Annotated in this window: 19 protein-coding genes and 1 tRNA gene; 3 read left to right on the forward strand and 17 right to left on the reverse strand. The window is 48.1% G+C overall.

The window, feature by feature from the left end:
- From nusG to pbp2a, 4 genes are all read right to left on the reverse strand, one after another.
- Positions 1-535, reverse strand: a 535-nt coding sequence (gene nusG, locus ACEYCN_RS03835) for a transcription termination/antitermination protein NusG (RefSeq protein ID WP_373712982.1), incomplete at its 3' end; no start/stop codon positions are given.
- A 107-nt stretch (positions 536-642) separates the two neighbouring features.
- A complete protein-coding gene (secE, locus tag ACEYCN_RS03840) occupies positions 643-819 on the reverse strand; it encodes a preprotein translocase subunit SecE (protein ID WP_373712983.1) in 177 nt (58 codons plus the stop codon).
- A gap of 9 nt (positions 820-828) precedes the next feature.
- The gene (rpmG, locus tag ACEYCN_RS03845) at positions 829-981 is read right to left on the reverse strand and encodes a 50S ribosomal protein L33 (RefSeq protein WP_373712984.1); all 153 of its coding nucleotides are present in this window, start codon (positions 979-981) and stop codon (positions 829-831) included.
- A 47-nt stretch (positions 982-1,028) separates the two neighbouring features.
- On the reverse strand, positions 1,029-3,215 hold the full coding sequence (pbp2a, locus tag ACEYCN_RS03850) for a penicillin-binding protein PBP2A (RefSeq protein ID WP_373712985.1): 2,187 nt from the start codon (positions 3,213-3,215) through the stop codon (positions 1,029-1,031).
- A gap of 164 nt (positions 3,216-3,379) precedes the next feature.
- Here pbp2a and ACEYCN_RS03855 point away from each other — a divergent pair, with 164 nt between their 5' ends.
- Together ACEYCN_RS03855 and ACEYCN_RS03860 are read left to right on the forward strand one after the other, a co-directional pair.
- Positions 3,380-4,348 (forward strand): NAD(P)/FAD-dependent oxidoreductase, encoded by a 969-nt coding sequence (locus tag ACEYCN_RS03855; protein WP_373712986.1) that lies wholly within the window; start codon positions 3,380-3,382, stop codon positions 4,346-4,348.
- Between the two features lies 1 nt (position 4,349).
- On the forward strand, positions 4,350-5,213 hold the full coding sequence (locus ACEYCN_RS03860; protein WP_373712987.1) for an RluA family pseudouridine synthase: 864 nt from the start codon (positions 4,350-4,352) through the stop codon (positions 5,211-5,213).
- A gap of 42 nt (positions 5,214-5,255) precedes the next feature.
- Here ACEYCN_RS03860 and purR read toward each other — a convergent pair whose 3' ends face one another.
- From purR to rsgA, 6 genes are all read right to left on the reverse strand, one after another.
- Positions 5,256-6,068: a pur operon repressor gene (gene purR / locus ACEYCN_RS03865; protein ID WP_373712988.1), complete on the reverse strand. Its 813-nt coding sequence runs from the start codon at positions 6,066-6,068 to the stop codon at positions 5,256-5,258.
- An 86-nt stretch (positions 6,069-6,154) separates the two neighbouring features.
- A complete protein-coding gene (locus tag ACEYCN_RS03870; protein WP_373712989.1) occupies positions 6,155-7,099 on the reverse strand; it encodes a 3'-5' exoribonuclease YhaM family protein in 945 nt (314 codons plus the stop codon).
- Positions 7,089-8,336, reverse strand: coding sequence for a DNA recombination protein RmuC (locus ACEYCN_RS03875; protein WP_373712990.1), 1,248 nt, complete (start codon positions 8,334-8,336; stop codon positions 7,089-7,091). The genes ACEYCN_RS03870 and ACEYCN_RS03875 overlap by 11 nt, the downstream gene beginning before the upstream one ends.
- 1 nt (position 8,337) lies before the next feature.
- The gene (locus ACEYCN_RS03880) at positions 8,338-8,970 is read right to left on the reverse strand and encodes a thiamine diphosphokinase (protein ID WP_373712991.1); all 633 of its coding nucleotides are present in this window, start codon (positions 8,968-8,970) and stop codon (positions 8,338-8,340) included.
- Positions 8,963-9,622 (reverse strand): ribulose-phosphate 3-epimerase, encoded by a 660-nt coding sequence (gene rpe, locus ACEYCN_RS03885; RefSeq protein ID WP_373712992.1) that lies wholly within the window; start codon positions 9,620-9,622, stop codon positions 8,963-8,965. Before rpe ends, ACEYCN_RS03880 begins: the two co-directional genes overlap by 8 nt.
- 13 nt (positions 9,623-9,635) lie before the next feature.
- Positions 9,636-10,511 carry a ribosome small subunit-dependent GTPase A gene (gene rsgA / locus ACEYCN_RS03890; protein WP_373712993.1) on the reverse strand — a complete coding sequence of 292 codons (876 nt, stop codon included), beginning with the start codon at positions 10,509-10,511 and terminating at the stop codon, positions 9,636-9,638.
- A 161-nt stretch (positions 10,512-10,672) separates the two neighbouring features.
- Between rsgA and ACEYCN_RS03895 the strand changes: the two genes are divergently transcribed.
- Positions 10,673-10,755: transfer RNA gene (locus ACEYCN_RS03895), tRNA-Leu, on the forward strand.
- 101 nt (positions 10,756-10,856) lie between these two features.
- On the opposite strand, the gene ACEYCN_RS03900 is transcribed toward ACEYCN_RS03895, so the two are convergent.
- From ACEYCN_RS03900 to ACEYCN_RS03930, 7 genes are all read right to left on the reverse strand, one after another.
- On the reverse strand, positions 10,857-11,528 hold the full coding sequence (locus tag ACEYCN_RS03900) for a fructose-6-phosphate aldolase (protein WP_373712994.1): 672 nt from the start codon (positions 11,526-11,528) through the stop codon (positions 10,857-10,859).
- 74 nt (positions 11,529-11,602) lie between these two features.
- Complete coding sequence (locus ACEYCN_RS03905; RefSeq protein ID WP_373712995.1) at positions 11,603-11,968, reverse strand: PTS glucitol/sorbitol transporter subunit IIA; 366 nt, start codon at positions 11,966-11,968, stop codon at positions 11,603-11,605.
- A gap of 116 nt (positions 11,969-12,084) precedes the next feature.
- The gene (locus tag ACEYCN_RS03910) at positions 12,085-13,074 is read right to left on the reverse strand and encodes a PTS glucitol/sorbitol transporter subunit IIB (protein ID WP_373712996.1); all 990 of its coding nucleotides are present in this window, start codon (positions 13,072-13,074) and stop codon (positions 12,085-12,087) included.
- 22 nt (positions 13,075-13,096) lie between these two features.
- A complete protein-coding gene (locus ACEYCN_RS03915) occupies positions 13,097-13,639 on the reverse strand; it encodes a PTS glucitol/sorbitol transporter subunit IIC (RefSeq protein ID WP_373712997.1) in 543 nt (180 codons plus the stop codon).
- A gap of 36 nt (positions 13,640-13,675) precedes the next feature.
- Complete coding sequence (locus ACEYCN_RS03920; protein ID WP_373712998.1) at positions 13,676-14,155, reverse strand: transcriptional regulator GutM; 480 nt, start codon at positions 14,153-14,155, stop codon at positions 13,676-13,678.
- Positions 14,156-16,021 carry a transcription antiterminator gene (locus ACEYCN_RS03925; protein ID WP_373712999.1) on the reverse strand — a complete coding sequence of 622 codons (1,866 nt, stop codon included), beginning with the start codon at positions 16,019-16,021 and terminating at the stop codon, positions 14,156-14,158.
- A 16-nt stretch (positions 16,022-16,037) separates the two neighbouring features.
- On the reverse strand, positions 16,038-16,838 hold the full coding sequence (locus tag ACEYCN_RS03930; protein WP_373713000.1) for an SDR family oxidoreductase: 801 nt from the start codon (positions 16,836-16,838) through the stop codon (positions 16,038-16,040).
- Between the last annotated feature and the right edge of the window lie 201 nt (positions 16,839-17,039).

Raw genomic sequence — 17,039 nt, forward strand, 5'->3', positions numbered from 1 at the left:
ATTCAGCAATCTGGTTCAGGTTCACTTCGGCTACGGTGTCGTTACCGAACATGGAGATGATCATCTTGACCTTGTGGTTGTCGATTTCTGAGACCTTGCCTTCGTAGCCAGAGAATGCCCCATCAATGATGCGGACTGTGTCGCCCACTTGGACATGGATGTCAAAGTTTTCCACTGTTTGACCCATCGATACCAAGATTTGGCGGATTTCTTCTTCCAAAAGCGGGGTTGGTTTAGAACGGTTTCCGTGAGACCCAACGAAACCAGTAACGTTTGGTGTATTTCGAACGACAAACCAGGCTTCATCAGTCATGACCATTTCCACCAAAACATAGCCCGGGAAGCGATTTTCTTCCACTTCCTTGACCTCACCATTTTTCTCAACCTTGACGGTTTGAGTCGGAATCTCCACCCTCAAAATATTTTCCAACATGTTGTAGGTGTGGGCGCGCTGGAGCAAGTTTTCCTTGACCTTGTTTTCATAACCAGAGTAGGTCTGGAGTACAAACCAGCCTTTATCAAAACTATCGTACATAGCTGTTTCCTTTCTGTGGGAACTTGTTTTTTTGACGCTAAAAAAAGCCCGAAGGCTTTCGCTTTTCCTTATTATAGCATTACAATTTTCAAAATTGCAAGCAATAACTAGAAAATATTGAGGATTCCCAGCAATCCTTTTGACAACATTAGGTCAAACAGGTAAATGAGAACCACAAAGAAGGCTGAGTATTGTAGCACGGAAATAAAATCTTTCCAGCCCTGTTGTTTACTTGGCCAAGTTGTTCCTTTTAATATTTGAATGGTATCCTTGAAAAAATTCACGTTGTGCTCCTATCTGGTTTCCTTGTGGATGGTGTACTGTCCACAGTGTTTGCAAAATTTATTTACTTCTAGGCGTGTCGGCTTTGGGGTGCTGGATAGTTTAATCGAGTAATTTCTAGACCCACAGACTGTACACGCTAGGCTTGCTTTTTTTAATGCCATAAGCCCTCCATCTCGACTATTCTATCATGTTTTTTTCCATTTGACAACTATTGAAACAGGCCCACGAAGGAATCCCAGAGGGATTTGGCCTTATTTGGCAAGTCAGCCTCAGTAATATTTTTCTGGGTTTGATCCAAGAGTTCTTGGGCGCGGTCTGTCCAGTAGTTAACCTTGTCCTCAATTTCATTGGCTGGAACCTGTGGAGTAGCTGAATTAGTCGTATCCAGACCATTTAGGGCATAGGCATTTTTCACGGTGAAACCTGTATTCTTGGTTTGTGGCAAGAGACTGCCAGCTACCGTCTGAAAGACGACTGGAGCCATCCAGGAAGTAGAGCCATCGATATAGTGATTCTCATCTGTCTTTTCATATCCGACCCACTGGCTGATGACCAGGTCTGGGGTATAGCCGATAATCCACTGGTCATTGATCAGGTTGACATCAAAGCTAGTCTCAGTCGTTCCAGTTTTTCCAGCAATATCATAGCCGTAGACATCCGCACTATACCCTGTTCCGTTGGTAAAGGTCCCCAGCATCATAGAGGTCATTTTATCCGCAACTGCCTGGTCAATAACCCGCTTGCTACTGCCCTTGTGGCTGGCTAGAACCTTACCGTTGGCTGTTTCGATACGGCTAATGAGGTGGGCATCCTGCATCACTCCTCCATTGGCAAAGGCCGAATAAGCCTGGGCCATCTGCAGGGGATTGGTCGAGACTCCACTTCCAATCGCCACACCCAGAACACGGTCAACTGAGTCCATGTTAAGGCCGAATTTCTTGCCATATTCAAATGCTCGGTTGATTCCCAATTCATTGACAGTGTAAACAGCTGGTAGGTTCAGGGATTGGGCTAAGGCCTGGTACATGGGAACTGGTTCGGAGGTCGTGCCGATATAATTTTCCAGACTATAGCCATTGTAGTTGGTGGTTTGGTTATCCAGTTCCTTGTTGATAGACCAACCTGCTGCCACGGCTGGCGCATAAGCAACTAAAGGTTTGATGGCCGAACCTGGACTACGCTGAGATTGGGTTGCAAAATTAAAGGTGCGAAAGGCAGCATTTTCGGAACTGTTGATTCGGCCGACCAGGGCACGAACAGCCCCTGTTTTAGGATCAAGGGCAACGCTAGCTGCCTGGGCTGACTGACCATCATAAGCAGAGACCGGAAACATACTTTCGTCATTGTAGATGACCTGCATGTTGGCCTGAGAGGTCTGATCCATTTCTGTGTAGATTCGGTAACCATTGTTGATAATGTCGCTTTCTTTAAGTCCATAGCGGTCGATGGCCTCAGCAATAACTGCATCAAAATAAGAGGGATAGCTGTAATTGCCCTGCTTTCCAGCATAGTTATCGTAGAGATAACTGGTCATATCAATCTGCGCACTGGCATCTGCAGTGGCTTGATCAATGTAGTTGGCATTGACCATAGCCTGAAGGACTGTATTGCGGCGGTTAGTTGCATTTTCAATCGAATAGTACGGATTGTAAATCTCTGGCCCTTTGAGCATGCCAGCAAGGGTAGCAGCTTGCTCTAAGTTAAGTTCTGCCGCACTGACAGCAAAATATTTGTGACTGGCATCCTCCACACCCCAGACACCATTGCCAAAATAGGCATGGTTCAGGTACATGGTCAAGATTTCATTTTTGCTATATTTTTTGTTGATTTCCAGAGCCAGAAAAAATTCCTTGGCCTTCCGGGTAACTGTCTGTTCCTGGGTTAAGAAGGCATTTTTGGCTAATTGTTGGGTCAGGGTGGATCCCCCGCCTGAGCGGCCCAGAGTGAGAATGGCCAGGATGGTCCGCTGGTAGTTGATGCCTGAGTTTTTATAGAAAGACCGATCTTCCGTAGCAATGACAGCCTGCTCTAGATAATCGGAAATGGCATCCAACTCCACATAAGTCCCCTTCTGACCAGACAGCGTCCCTGCCTCCACACCATCCTTGTCATAAATAACGGTAGTGGTCTTGAGAGCGGCCTGCAAATCGCTGACATTAGCTGTCTTGGCAAGATAAAAGAGGTACCCGCCCACTGTCAAGACAATCAGTCCTACAGTAATCAGCAAAATCTTGGTCAGCTGGTAGCGGCGCCAGAAACGGCGGATGGGTTCTGGTATCCGTGATTTTTTCTTGGGCTTATGCTCCTGCTCATCCTCATGGTTCCGACGGCTTCTGGAGCGGCTGGCCCGCCTTGACAACTCCTGGTCTTCATTTGAATCGTAGTACTCGCGCATGTCTTTCCCTTTCTAGTTTTTTTACATTATACTACAATGACTTGTATTTTTCAGCTGAAAGTCCACTGTAGAAACTGTGACAGCCCATAAAATCGGTCTTAAGACGGAAAAAAGAGGAGACTTTGTGATAAAATAGGATTACTCTGTATTTCAAAGGAAGCATTATGACTCAACTTTATGACATTACCATCATCGGTGGGGGGCCAGTCGGCCTCTTTACCGCCTTTTATTCCCATCTCCGCCATGCCAAGGTCAAAATCATCGACTCCCTCCCGCAATTAGGGGGGCAGCCTGCTATTCTCTATCCAGAAAAAACGATTTTGGATATTCCAGCCTACCGTCAACTGACAGGGCAAGAATTGACAGATAATCTCCTCAGCCAGCTAGAGCCCTTTGACACCAGCATTTGTCTCAACGAAACCGTGACTGGTATAAAGACAGGTGAGGTAATTGAAATTACTACCAATAAGGGACGCCATGCCAGTAAGACAGTTATTATCGCTATGGGCGGCGGGGCTTTTCGCCCACGGCCACTGGAGATTGAGGGAGCTGACCAGTTCGCCAATATCCACTACCACGTTTCCAATCTCCAACCGTATGCGGGCCAGAAAATTGCAGTCCTGGGCGGAGGAGATTCTGCAGTAGATTGGGCATTGGCCTTTGAAAAAATAGCCAAGAAAACCAGCCTGATTCACCGCCGCGAAGCCTTTCGGGCCCTGGAACACAGTGTGGCGGATTTGAAGGCTTCAAATGTGGACGTTTTAACGCCCTATATCCCTAGCCAGCTCAAAGGCCATGGGGACTTAGCCACAGAATTGGTAGTTCAAAAAGTCAAAGCCGATGAAGAGCTGACCATCCCCTTTGACCACCTCTTTGTCAACTACGGCTTCAAATCCTCAGTTGGCACCCTAAAAGAGTGGGGCCTGGACCTCAAGCGACACCGCATCATTGTCAACCAAAAGCAGGAAACTTCCATACCGGGGGTCTATGCTGTGGGAGACTGCTGCTTCTATGATGGCAAAGTCGACCTCATCGCCACAGGTTTTGGTGAGGCCCCAACCGCCGTCAACAACGCCATGCATTTCATCAATCCGACTGAAAGAGTCCAACCAAAACATTCAACGAGTCTCTAGTATGCACTTTACCATTCCCATCCCAGATAGCCTGCCTGCCATGACCGTCAAGGAGCTGCTGGAAGATTACTTTCTCATCCCACGAAAAATCCGCCATTTTTTGCGGACCAAAAAACAGGTCCGAGTCAATGGCCAAGTGATGAACTGGCAGAGTCCCATCCGGCCAGGGGACTTGCTGGAATTGACTTTTGATAAGGAAGATTATCCTGACAAAAGCATCCCTTTGGGGGATGCCCGTCTGGTCGAGGAACTCTATCAAGATGAACACTTGATTATTGTTAATAAGCCAGAAGGCATGAAAACCCACGGCAATGAGCCGACAGAAATTGCCCTCCTCAATCATGTTTCTGCCTATGTGGGGCAGACCTGCTATGTGGTCCACAGGCTGGATATGGAGACCAGCGGCGCCATTCTCTTCGCTAAAAATCCCTTTATCCTTCCCATCCTCAATCGGCTCTTGGAAGACAAGCGGATTGCCCGAGAATACCTGGCCCTCTGTCAGGGGACTTTCTCCCAAAAGAAGCTGATCCTGCGCCATAAAATCGGACGAGACCGATACGATCGTAGAAAACGAGTGGTAGACAATCGCAAGGGCCAAGCAGCTGTCACTCATGTGACCTTCCTGAAAAAAATGGGGGAAAATAGCCTGGTCGTCTGTCAGCTGGAAACCGGCCGCACCCACCAAATCCGCGTCCACCTGGCCCATGAAGGACATGCCCTAGTTGGAGACCCTCTTTATAGCCAGAAAACTGCTCCCCGCCTCATGCTCCACGCTCACAAACTCAGCCTGACCCATCCGCTGACCTTGAAAGAAATTTCTGTTGAAGCAAGGTCACAGAGTTTTGAGGCAGGCTTGAAAGAATAGAAAAGAAGTCTGGAACACAAATTCGTAGACTTCTTTTTTTGATTATTCAAACATATTGCCCAGTTCAACCTGGACCTTGCCTTCTTTGGCATCAATATCGGTCACGGCCAGCAGGGATTTGTAGTTGGCCACACTGCGGGCACCGCTTTGGTTTTCGGCAAATACAGCGACGCCAGCAAGGGTGCTGTCAAATTCGGACAGGAGACTAATCATCCCGTTGATGGTACCTCCGTTTTTCAGGAAATCATCCACAATGAGGACGCGGCTGCCTGCAGGCAGACTGCGCTTGGACAGGAACATCTTTTCGATACGGTCACTAGAGCCAGACACATAGTTGACAGAGACTGTTGACCCTTCCGTAATCTTTAAATCCCGGCGTACGATGACAAAGGGCACGTTGAGGACATTGGCCACCGCATTGGCCAGGGGCACTCCCTTGGTCGCCACCGTCATCACCGCATCAATATTTTCATGTTTAAAACTGTTGGCAATGATGCGGCCAACATTTTTAAGAATATGTGGTGTTGACAAAAGGTCAGAAGAATAGATATAGCCACCAGGCAAAATCCGATTGCTTTCTGCCATCTTGACCTTTAGGTCTTCGGCGATAGCCAGGGACTCCTCATCAGAAATAGAGGGCGTGAAAACAACACCTCCACTTGCTCCCGTGATGGTTTCAATCTGACCAATGGCGCTTTCTTCGAAGGCTTTTTTGATAATGGCAATGTCTTCTGAAATCGAAGATTTGGCTGATTCATACTTTTCAGCAAAAGTATTGAGACTGGTTAACTCATAGGGATGATTGATCAGGTAGTTGGAAATGACCACCATCCGCTCACTTCTTCTAAGTTTCATAAGCTGTCCTTCTTCATTTTTTTCTATTATATCATATAGGACAGAAAAAACGAACCTTTTACCTTGAAAAGAGTTCGTTTTATCGTTTATTTGCTAATATTCGGTTTATAGAAGGCCCGGTTATCCATGGCGAAGATGCGGTTGGTCATCTCACCTGGGGCGACTTTATCAAGGGCTGTAATCATCATCATCATTTCTGCATCAATATTGTCAATCATGTGCAGGATTTCGGCTTCCATGATTTGCGGACGGACAGGGCTGCCATATTCCAGCTGGCCGTGGTGGCTGAGTATGAGGTGGCGCAGGATGATGACATCCTCTTTTTCATCATCCAAGCCTAGCTCCACCAGAACCTTGGTGATTTCTTCATCGATGAGGGAAATATGGCCGATGAGATTGCCTCGAACGGTGTAGGAAGTGTTATCTGGACCCGTCAACTCGATGACCTTGGCCAAATCATGCAGCATAATTCCCGCAAAGAGCAGGCTCTTATTGAGCTGGGGATAGATGTCTCCGATAGCATCTGCCAGACGGACCATGGTGGCTGTGTGGTAGGACAGGCCAGAATAGAAGGCATGGTGATTGGTCTTGGCAGCTGGATAGGAATAAAATTCCTTGTCGTATTTGCTGTAAAGGGCCCTTACGATGCGCTGCCAGGTGGCATTTTCGATGCGAAAGATAATTTGACTCAGGTACTCTTTGGTGTCCTTGACATCCACAGGTGGTTTTTCCTTGAAATCTGCTGGGTCATTGGGCTCATCAAAGCGGGGCAGACGCAGGCTGATTTGGTTGACCTGGGGCATGTTGTTGTAAACTTCGCGGCGGCCTTGGACATGGACCACCACACCGGCCACAAAATCCTTGATCTTGCCTGGCTGGGCATCCCAGACATTACCTGAGATTTCGCCTGTATCATCTTGAAAGGTCAGGGCCAGATAATCCTTGCCTGCCCGTGTTTGGCGCACTTCCGCCGACTTAATCAGGTAGAATCCTTCAAAGAATTCATCCTTTTTCATTTGGTTAATTTTCATCTGTCTTCTCACTTAATTCACTGATTTGCAGGAGGCTCTTGGTCTGGTCATCTTCGTAGAGTTCAATGGTCCGAAGAGTCCGCTCAATGGCATTGGTCCTGCGGGTCAAGAGCTCATCCAGGTTGCTGCTGGCGTTACTGAGGTGCCTTTGGGCCTTGACCAAAATATCTCCAAACTTGCCAAACTCTCCCTTGACATTGCCCAAAATCTTGCTGATATCATTGGCAGATTTTTGGATATTGAGGGTCTTAAAGCCGACCGAGAGGGAGTTGAGTAAGGCAGATAGGGTCGATGGCCCTGCTACCACGATTTGCTCATTGCGGCGCAGGCCGTCAAAAAACTCTGGATTACGAACCACTTCCGAATAAAGGCCTTCGGTCGGCAGGAAAAGGATGCCAAAGTTCGTGGTTTCGGGTGGATTGAGGTACTTGCCGGAAATATCTTTGGCAAAGCGTTTGATGGAGGCCAGTAGAGTTTTCCGATAGAGATCAATCTGGTCCTTATCTCCTTCTTCATAGGCCTCTTCCAGGCGGTAGTAGTCAGCCAGTGGAAACTTGGAGTCGATGGGAAGATAAACATAGTCATCCCCTGTCTGACCTGGCATCTTAATGGCATACTCAACCCGCTCACTAGAACCAGATACCGTGGCAAATTCCCGTTCGTACTGGTTGGGTGTCAAGATATCTTCGATAATCTGACCCAGCTGCAACTCGCCCATAATCCCTCTGGTCTTGGTATTGGAGAGGACCTTGTTGAGGGTGCCAACATCGCGGGCTACATTTTGCATCTCGCCCAGGCCTCGGTTGACCGATTCCAGCTGCTTGGACACAGTCTCAAAGGAGGCTTGGAGGCGGGTCTGCAAGGTCTTTTCCAGCTTTTCTTCCACGGTCTGCCGCATTTCTTCCAGTCGTTTTTCATTGGAAGTTTGCAAAGCCTGAAGCCGCTGGTCTGTGGCATCCCGATTTTGTAGGAGACTTTGATTAAGTTCCTGACGGATTTCGGTCAAATGCTGGTAAAGTTCCCGCCGCAGTTCGGTCAATTCCTGGTTGACCACCTGCTGCTGCAACAAAAACTTGTGGTGATTGGCCTCCAACTGATAGGTCAGCTGGTCAGACAACTGGTCTGCTGTCGCCTCTGATTCTCTTGATAGCTGTTGGCTCAGATCCTGCTGTTTCATCCAAAGAGCGCCTACGCCCAAGAGGACCAAGACCAGCAGGATAAGGATAACAATCTCCATTCTAACTCCTGTCCTTACTGTAAATGATGACGACATAGCCAGTATCAAGGGCAATCTGGATATCCCCATCTAGAAATTCATTGCTGGAATAGCATTTTTTAAAAAAGAAATTTTCTTCCCTCAATGGGTATTTCGCATTTTCGATGGTCAAGTGGCTGCCATCTGATGGCATAAAGGAAATATAGGTCATTCCCTCTATGGGCGAAAGTCGGTGCTGACCCGCTGGCCGAAAGAGGATACGGTTGTCTGCACCCACCAACTCCATTTGTTCCATAAAAGGGGCCAAACCGGGATCGCTGGCCAAGAAGAGGTTAGAGAGCAAATGGTCGATACGGCCACCCAGAGCTCCAAAAACCCTAGCCTGGGCCTGGGGATAGCGCTCAAAGACAGTCTTTAAGGCCAGCTCCAAATCCGTGTCATCTTTTTCGGCTGGTGCCTGAATCAGCTCTTTGGCGGCCTGCTCAATCTGCTGAAAGTCCGCTGGACTGACCGAGTCAAAATCCCCGATGACCATATCCAGGGGCAGCTGATGTTGGAGCAGAAAAAGAGAGCCTGCATCTACTCCGACAAAGACATCAAAGTCCGTCTCCAGCACATCCAGGTCTCCGCCTGCATAGAGGGCTATCCTAGTCATGGAGGGCCGCTTTCAGGCTATCCACGCGTGATTGCAAGTCGCCCTTGAAGAGATAGGAACCCGCTACAAAAACATTGGCTCCCGCCTCTTTTGCAGAAAGAATGGTCTTGTCATCAATGCCGCCGTCCACTTCGATGTCAAAGGTCAGACCCTTGGCTTCCCGAAGAGCTGCCAAGGCCGCTATCTTCTCGGTCATCTCTGGAATGTAGGCCTGACCTCCAAAACCTGGATTGACCGTCATGATGAGGACCTGATCAGCCAAGTTGAGGACATGCTCAATAGCCGTCAAAGGCGTACCAGGATTGATGACAACTCCAGCCTTCATGCCAGCTACCTTGATCTTTTGCAGGGCTCCGTGGATGTGGACTGTCGCTTCAGCATGTATGGTCAGAATATCAGCCCCAGCCTGGGCAAAGGTTTCGATATGGTTTTCAGGATTGGACACCATGAGATGGCAGTCAAAGACCAGCTTGCTGTGGGGCCGCATAGCAGCGACCACATCAGCCCCAAAGGAAATATTGGGTACGAAATGGCCATCCATGACATCGATATGGACATATTCCACACCGGTTTCTTCCAGGCGCTTGAGTTCTTTTTCAAAATTGGCATAATCCGCTGCTAGGATGGAAGGGGCAATCTTATAATGTGACATAGGAGCCTACTTTCTATTTGATTTTCTTGCTGACTTTTTTGAAGGTTTCACGGGTTTGTTCAATCTCACTGAGAAATTGAAGGTAGTTGTCATAGCGGCTCTGGGCCACCTGGCCGCTTTCCAGGGCTAGCTTGACGGCACAGGCTGGTTCATGGGTATGGGTGCAGGTGCGGAACTTACAGCCCTGGCTGACCTCCGCCAATTCTGGGAAGCAGTCATTGAGAAGCTCGCTTTCCTTGACCTCATAGTCTAGGGATGAAAAGCCCGGCGTATCCGCAATTTTCCCGCCATTGACATTGTAAAAACTGACGGCCCGAGTCGTATGGCGGCCCCGGCCCAAACTATCTGAAATTTGTCCCGTTTCCAAGGCCAACTCAGGCGCAATTTTATTGAGCAGGGTGGACTTGCCAACCCCAGTCTGGCCCATGAAAACAGTGACCTTTTTGTCCAGATGAGGAAGCAACTCTTCCAGGCTGAATAGGAACGGATAGCCGATTTTTTCATAAATGGCCTTGAAGGCATCTAACTGGCTACGATCCTCTACCAGGTCCAGTTTGCTGATATAGATAAGGGGCTCGATGGTCTTTTGCTCCAAGAGCACCAGAAAACGGTCCAGCAGGTTGGCATTGAAATCTGGTTCCTTGGCCGACATGATGACCACTGCCTGGTCAATATTGACGATAGGGGGTCGAACCAGGCTGTTCTTTCGCTCATGGATCTTGAGAATATAGCCCTCGGACTGGTCCTCAGCAGAAAAATCCACAAAATCCCCCACATAGGGGGTCTGGCCTTTTTTCCGAAAATTCCCGCGTGCCCGCGTTTGGTAAACCTGGCCATCGGCCTCCACGTAATAGAAACCTGCCAAAGATTTGATAATGATACCTTGCAAAGAAACTCCTTTTCCAAAAATCGCTTGTCTTACCCCCTATTATACCAAAAAATCCCCCTCTATGGGGGCTAGGCAGACAGGCCTCTCAGAAAATATTTTGAGAAAATAGGCCATGGACTTGTTTTTTTGGAAAAAATCGTGTATCATAATATCGTTCCTATGCGGAGGTGGTGGAACGGCAGACACGCATGCTTCAGGCGCATGTGCCCGTACGGGTGTGAGGGTTCAAATCCCTTCCTCCGCATTGTAAAAGAGCTGAACTGGTTGGTTCGGCTCTTTTTTATGCAAAACCCTACTTCTAACAATGGAGAAGTAGGTTGGTTTTTTATAGTTTTGCAGCTTTTTCTAGTCCAAGCTTGTACGCTGGTAGGTTGCCTCCCAGTCCTTGGCAAAATCATCAACAGCTTTTGCAATAGAAGGATGGGCAAGGCCAGCCTCCAGGAGATCTGGACTGACTGTCACAGCCTGGGCACCTGCAGCGATGGCCCGGCTGACTTGGGCTAGGTTTTTAAAACTAGCAGCCACAATCTTACAGCTCTTCTTTTCTCGCTCTATGACCTGCCAGAGTTGATGAATGACCATCTCTGGGTCAATATCGAGATTCTCCATCCGGTTGAAGTAGGGGGCCAGATAGTCGGCCCCAGCCTCGATGGCCAAAAGCCCTTGAATGGCTGTGTAGATAGCCGTTGCAGTGACAAAATAGCCATCATTTTTCAGGCTTTGAATGGCTGCCAGTCCTTCTTTTGTTGTCGGAACCTTGATGTAGGTGCTTAGCCCGCACTCTTGTCGAATACGCGCTGCATCCGCCAGGATTCCTTGGTAGTCCTGGGCAATGACTTGCACATGAATGGGAACCGAGTCACCAGCCAAGTCGCGCACCTGGCGAATGTGCTGAAAAAATGGTTTCCCTCCTTCCATCCTTGCAATGGTTGGATTGGAGGTAACACCCGCAAGCGGAATGAACTGTTTCCATGTTTTGATGGCATCGAGATTCAGGGAATCAAGCATGAATTCCATTTTTGTCTCCTTTCAGCTTATAATTTCCGGTCAAGGGTTAGGACTAGCCCTTTCATGGCCAGCTGATTAGTTGGCTAGGCCAAGAGCTGAATCACCGTTCCGTTCTGCAGACTTGGCAGGTTTTCCCCCTCAACATGGAGGGTGCCCGGAAGGCTTCCTGCACTGGAACCATCAAAATGAATACTGATGTGGCCTAGGTTGCGAAGATTCTTCTCCACTACGTCACCAACAGCTGTAATCCCAAACTCCTGCTGGTCAATCCGCAGTTTGCCCCCAACTGGGATGCTGCCTTTTAGGTCCTTGTTATCGATGGTAAAACAAAATTCTGCAAGGTCTGCTGGGGCGCCCTCGCCGAAGAGGATCAACATATTTGCCCCTTCAATCATCCCGAGCGCTTCTGGTCCAATGGCGACCACTCTAGTTTCAAAAATTATTGACATGTCTTTCCTCTTTTTCTGTCATTGGCTGGGAGGGTGAGAGTAGGTGCAACAAACCTACTCTTTTCTTCACCTCTATTATACTCTTTTCCTTTCTTTTTGAAAGAAAGATGGGAATCTTATTGGTAGAGACCGATGGAAGCTACCCAAGCCGCTACGACACGGGGAACCCCGCTCAAGAAGCGAGAGTAGAGTACAGATGGCACCCCAACTTCAACAGTCTCCGCTTCTGCTTCTGATAAACCTAGAGCAACGGGGATAAAGTCACAGCCATTTTGCGTATTGATGGCAAAGAGGGCTGGGAGAGCCATTTGCGGCGGGATATTGCCCTTGCCGATTTCCACACCGATCAGGGTTCCGATGATTTGAGAAATGACCGCACCAGGTCCAAGCAGGGGTGAAAGGAAGGGCAGCGAACAGATGAAGCCGATGGTGATCAGGCCCCATACATTTCCTGCTAGAGGAACCATGAGTTTGGCAATCCAATTCCCCACTCCTGAGCCATTAATGACCCCAATCAAGAGAGAAACAAAGGCCATGAAGGGCAGGATGGTATTGAGCATGGTTTGGATAGCATCACGGGCTGCCTGGTTAAAGATAGCAACAACCTTACCAGCCCCCATCCCGATGCGGGCTACAAAACTAGATTCTGCCCGTTGTTCGGTGATTTTTTTGCTGGTATCATAGGTCCCAACCTTTGGCTCTTCTGCCACTGCTGTCACTTCAACTGCGGATTCACCAGTTGCTGAAATCTGGTCCAGCCCCACAGCTGATACGTAAATGTCCTCTGTGATGTATTGGGCCAGAGGGCCGGATTTACCGGTGGCTACGATATTGATGGTAGGAATCCCTTTTTTCGGATAGATGCCGCAACGAAGGGTCCCTCCACAGTCCACGATGGCCAGAGCGATTTCTTCATCTGGAATGGATGTCTTGAAGCCATTGACAGCTTCCATCCCGGTCAAAGCGGCAATCTTATCCACGATTTCAGGTTTTTCACCGCCACCTGTAATATAAATAAACTTGTGCTTTTCTTCCGTTGGGGTAATCACGAGAGGACCGCCAAATCCACCGCTACCTTTTACAACTTTAATGCTTTGATATGCCATGATCTTTCTCCTTCGTCCTTTTCTAGTTCAACGTTTTGCTGAGGGTCACTCCCTGTTGTTTGCAGACCCAGGCAGTCGTAAAGTCTGTTATCCAGCCTGCAAAGAAGTTCATGACCAAGCCCACCAAGAGATAGCGAATGGCCAAATCCATGGTGCTTAGGCCCAGGGTTTCAATACCTGATGCGATCCCTAGCCAAACAAAGAGCTCCCCTGGATTGATATGGGGAAATACCCCGTTGGAGGTGTGGCAAAATTGCATCTGGGAGGCAACATAGCTTGGCTTGTAAAATTCTGGCATAAAGCGCCCCATTGAAATGGCCATAGGATTTCCCAGCATAAAGGCTGAAATGAAAGGTAAAATCATATAGCGACTGATTGGATTCTTAGCAGAGACCTGAGCCAACTTATTGACCTTTTCTTCCCCAAGAATGGCAATGAGGGCGTTCATGGCCACCAAGAGCATGAGAACGACCGGAACAATGCCTGTCATCCAGGAAATAAAGATTTCTCCCCCCAGTTGGAAGAGGCGCATAAAGCCTTCTGCAAAGTTAATAATGAAATCCATACTAAACTCCTTTTCTTCGAGCTTTCCTCGATTGTCTTAAGATTTTTTGAATTGATATTTGAAACGCGACAGTAAGTATTTGGCATTGGCCCTTACATCCAGGGCTGAACCGTATTTTGGAACATCCTGATAGTTGCCTGCCTCCACGCGTAGAAAGACCTCACGCGCATCCTCTATGGCTATTTGAAGTAACTTGTTTTCCTTGCGTACCAGAGGATTGTAGCGATCCAGGTAGTGGATGTCCTGCCCGATATAAGCAGGCATGTCCTTGAAACGAGCCAGGATGGTCACTCCCTGCATCTTTTTAGCAGCCAACACTTTTCCCTCCTTGTCCAAGGCAAAGAGGACAATGGTACCAGACTTAATCTTGCCAGAACGCCGCCCGATGGCAACACGGCCCATTTTTCTCAACTGACCATAGGTGACATTGAAGTTTTTGAGCTGTTTCAAGCCAAGGAGAATCTGCAGGACATAGGCTGCCGCACAAAATGCTCCAAAAAGTATCATGCTATTCATTTAAAAAACTCCTTTACTTCTTGTAAATGCAAGGAACTCTGCCTCTGTCATCACCTTTTTCAGGCCTCCTTTGAGAGAGGAATCGCTGGCAACCCTGAAAATGTCATCATACAATTCTAGCAACTCTGCTTCCATCTGCCCTTCCACTTGTTGGGGAATGGCCACCAGAAAGATGAACTCCACCTGCTCAGCCCCCTCCTGATGGATGGGGTCCAGGACAGCCAGCATAAGTATGGTCTGTCCTTCTTTTTGATTGATGGTGTGGGGAAAGCCAATTCCATTTCCAAAGATAGTGGACTGCTGCAGCTCCCGATCGAGGGTTCGGTTCAGAAACTGACTGTCCACCAGACCTTCCTTTTCCAGACTAGCCACCATCTTCTCCAGATAGGCCTGATAACTGGCTTCATCTGAAAGTCGAATGAATTTCAAGGTGATGGTCTCCAGGTTTTTCTGATGGTAGCGATTGACTCGCTTCCATTCATCCTGTAACCACTGATCATCAAAAAGATTGGTGAGGTGAACCACCGGGGATTTCAAACCAGTCAGTTTGAGGGGAATGGTCGTAAAAATGGCAAAATAGTCATCATCTTCGAGCGGATTAAATTCTTCCTCCGAATACCGGGAGATGCTAATTTCCTGACCCAAGACCCGTCTCAGTTGCCGGCAAATCATATTGGCTGTCCCCCGACCTGTCGTACAAACTACCGCAATCTTCCGGGTTCGCAACCGATTTTCTGACTCTTCCTCTCGCAAGGCCATTTCAAAATAGAGGGCCAGATAGCTCAACTCAGAGATGGCCAGTTGATAACCAAATAATTGCTGCAATTCTTGGCCAGCGACCTTGGCCATTTCAAAGGCCAAGGGGTATTTGTTGGGAATGTCTCCATGAAAAATATCGTTGGCCTGCACATGAAAGATAAGACGGTGGAGGAGAAACTTCAAATGCCTGTGCATTTCAAGATATAAACTTTCCTCGTTAAAGGTCACCAGCAAGGTTTCTTTCACTTTTTGAACCATTTTTTGGAAAAGGGCCAAAAGTTCTCTGCTCGGACTTGAGCGGTAGGGCAGCCCATCGATATACTGGATATGGAGGGGATAACTGATAAAGTCCTGTTCATACTGACTGAGGGAGAGATGGTAGTTCATCTCAATATGGTAGATCAGCTGGTGCACCAGGTCCAAATCAGCCAGTTCATTGGTATAGTAGGCAATGGGCTGCTGCAACTGTTGCTGCCTCCGCAGGCGAGCAATCGTAATGGCAATCACCTTTGTGAGCAACTCCTGGGTCTTCTTGGGAAGTTTGAAGGTCTGGTACAGGTCCTCTAAGAAGCTCTGGCTTTCCTCCGTCAAACTGTCCGAATCAAAGTAGGCATAGACATGGTGGATATAGAAGAGCCGCAAGTTCAGTTCCGAACCAGAAACCTCTAGTCCCCGATTGGGTCTCCCCAGTATCCTCACCTGATAGACTTCTGCCAATTCCTTGACCTGTCGCAAATCCTTGTTGATGGTGGTTCGACTCACCCCAATTTCTTCTGCTAAGTCATCAATCAGAAGTGGCTGAGAACTGCGAACCAGCCGTTTGATTAAGTAGGAAGTTCGTTTGCTGGAGGAATTAAAATCACTTTCCTTGCGCAGACTCCCCGCCAAGATATCTTCCAGCCTGCGATAATCATAGACTTCCAGGCTGACCAGCTGGCCCTCCTGTTTGATTTGCAGGTCTGAATCCAGAAGTTCATTGAGCTGTTCGATACTTTTTTGCAAGGTAGACAGGCTGACATTTAAATCGGAGCGCATCCCTTCCAGGGTCAGACGCTGCTGGGTCACTAAGAGTTCTAAGATACGATACCATCGATTGACTACTGCCACTTTTCTACCTCAACTTTTATCCTCGGGTTTTGCCACCCGCTACATTTGTTGTAATTCCTGTGATATAACTGGAACGATCCGAGATGTAATAGGCAACCAGGTCTGCCACCTCACGCAACTGCCCACTGCGACCCAGAGGAGTCGTGCTGGTGGAGGCATAGCCTGCCCGTATCTCATCTACTGTCTTTCCTCTAGTATAGCCCAGCGCTTCTTCATAGGCAAGGGTTCTCAAACCTGTCGCCTCCATAATACCTGGGGCAATACCCACGACGCGGACATTGTACTTGCCCAACTCTTTTGCCCAAGAACGGGTATAACTATAGACCGCAGCCTTTGTAGCCGCATAAGCGCTCTGGCCTTCCGAACCTTCCAGGCCAGCTTCCGAAGCCATATTGATGATGACTCCTTTGCCCTTTTCGACCAAAATCCGACCAACGGCCTGGCTGACCAAGTAGAGCCCCTTTTGGTTGATCATGGTGATTTTCTCAAAGGTCGCATCATCCAATTCATACTGCCCATGGGGATCCTTGGGATCCACTAAGAGTCTGGGAATGTTGATACCCGCATTATTAACCAGCGCATCAATGGTCCCAAAACGCTCAACCGTAGCTGAAACTGCCGCCTCTACCTGCTCCCTAGAGGTCACATCGACCTTCTGAAAGAAGAGGTTTTCATGACTTTCTCCATTGTCCGCAATGTCAAAATTAGCCACATTAACACCCAATTCCAGCAGTTCATCCACAATGGCCTTCCCGATACCCGACGAAGCCCCTGTGACCACCACTGTTTTCCCAGCAATGTTTAACCAATCTGCCATTTTTGTCCTCCTTTTGTAATCTATTGATTGACAAGTCCAGTATAAAACGCTTTCAAGCAAAAATTAAGACACACTTTTTGAAGGAGGAAAAAAATTTGCTGTCCTAATTCACATTTCTATGATTTTTAGCAAAAAACTCTACCCGAGAGGGTAGAGCGATTTACCATTATAATCCCACTTCTTTCAGACTATCCGCCAGTC

Source organism: Streptococcus sp., assembly GCF_041802885.1.
GTDB lineage: Bacteria > Bacillota > Bacilli > Lactobacillales > Streptococcaceae > Streptococcus.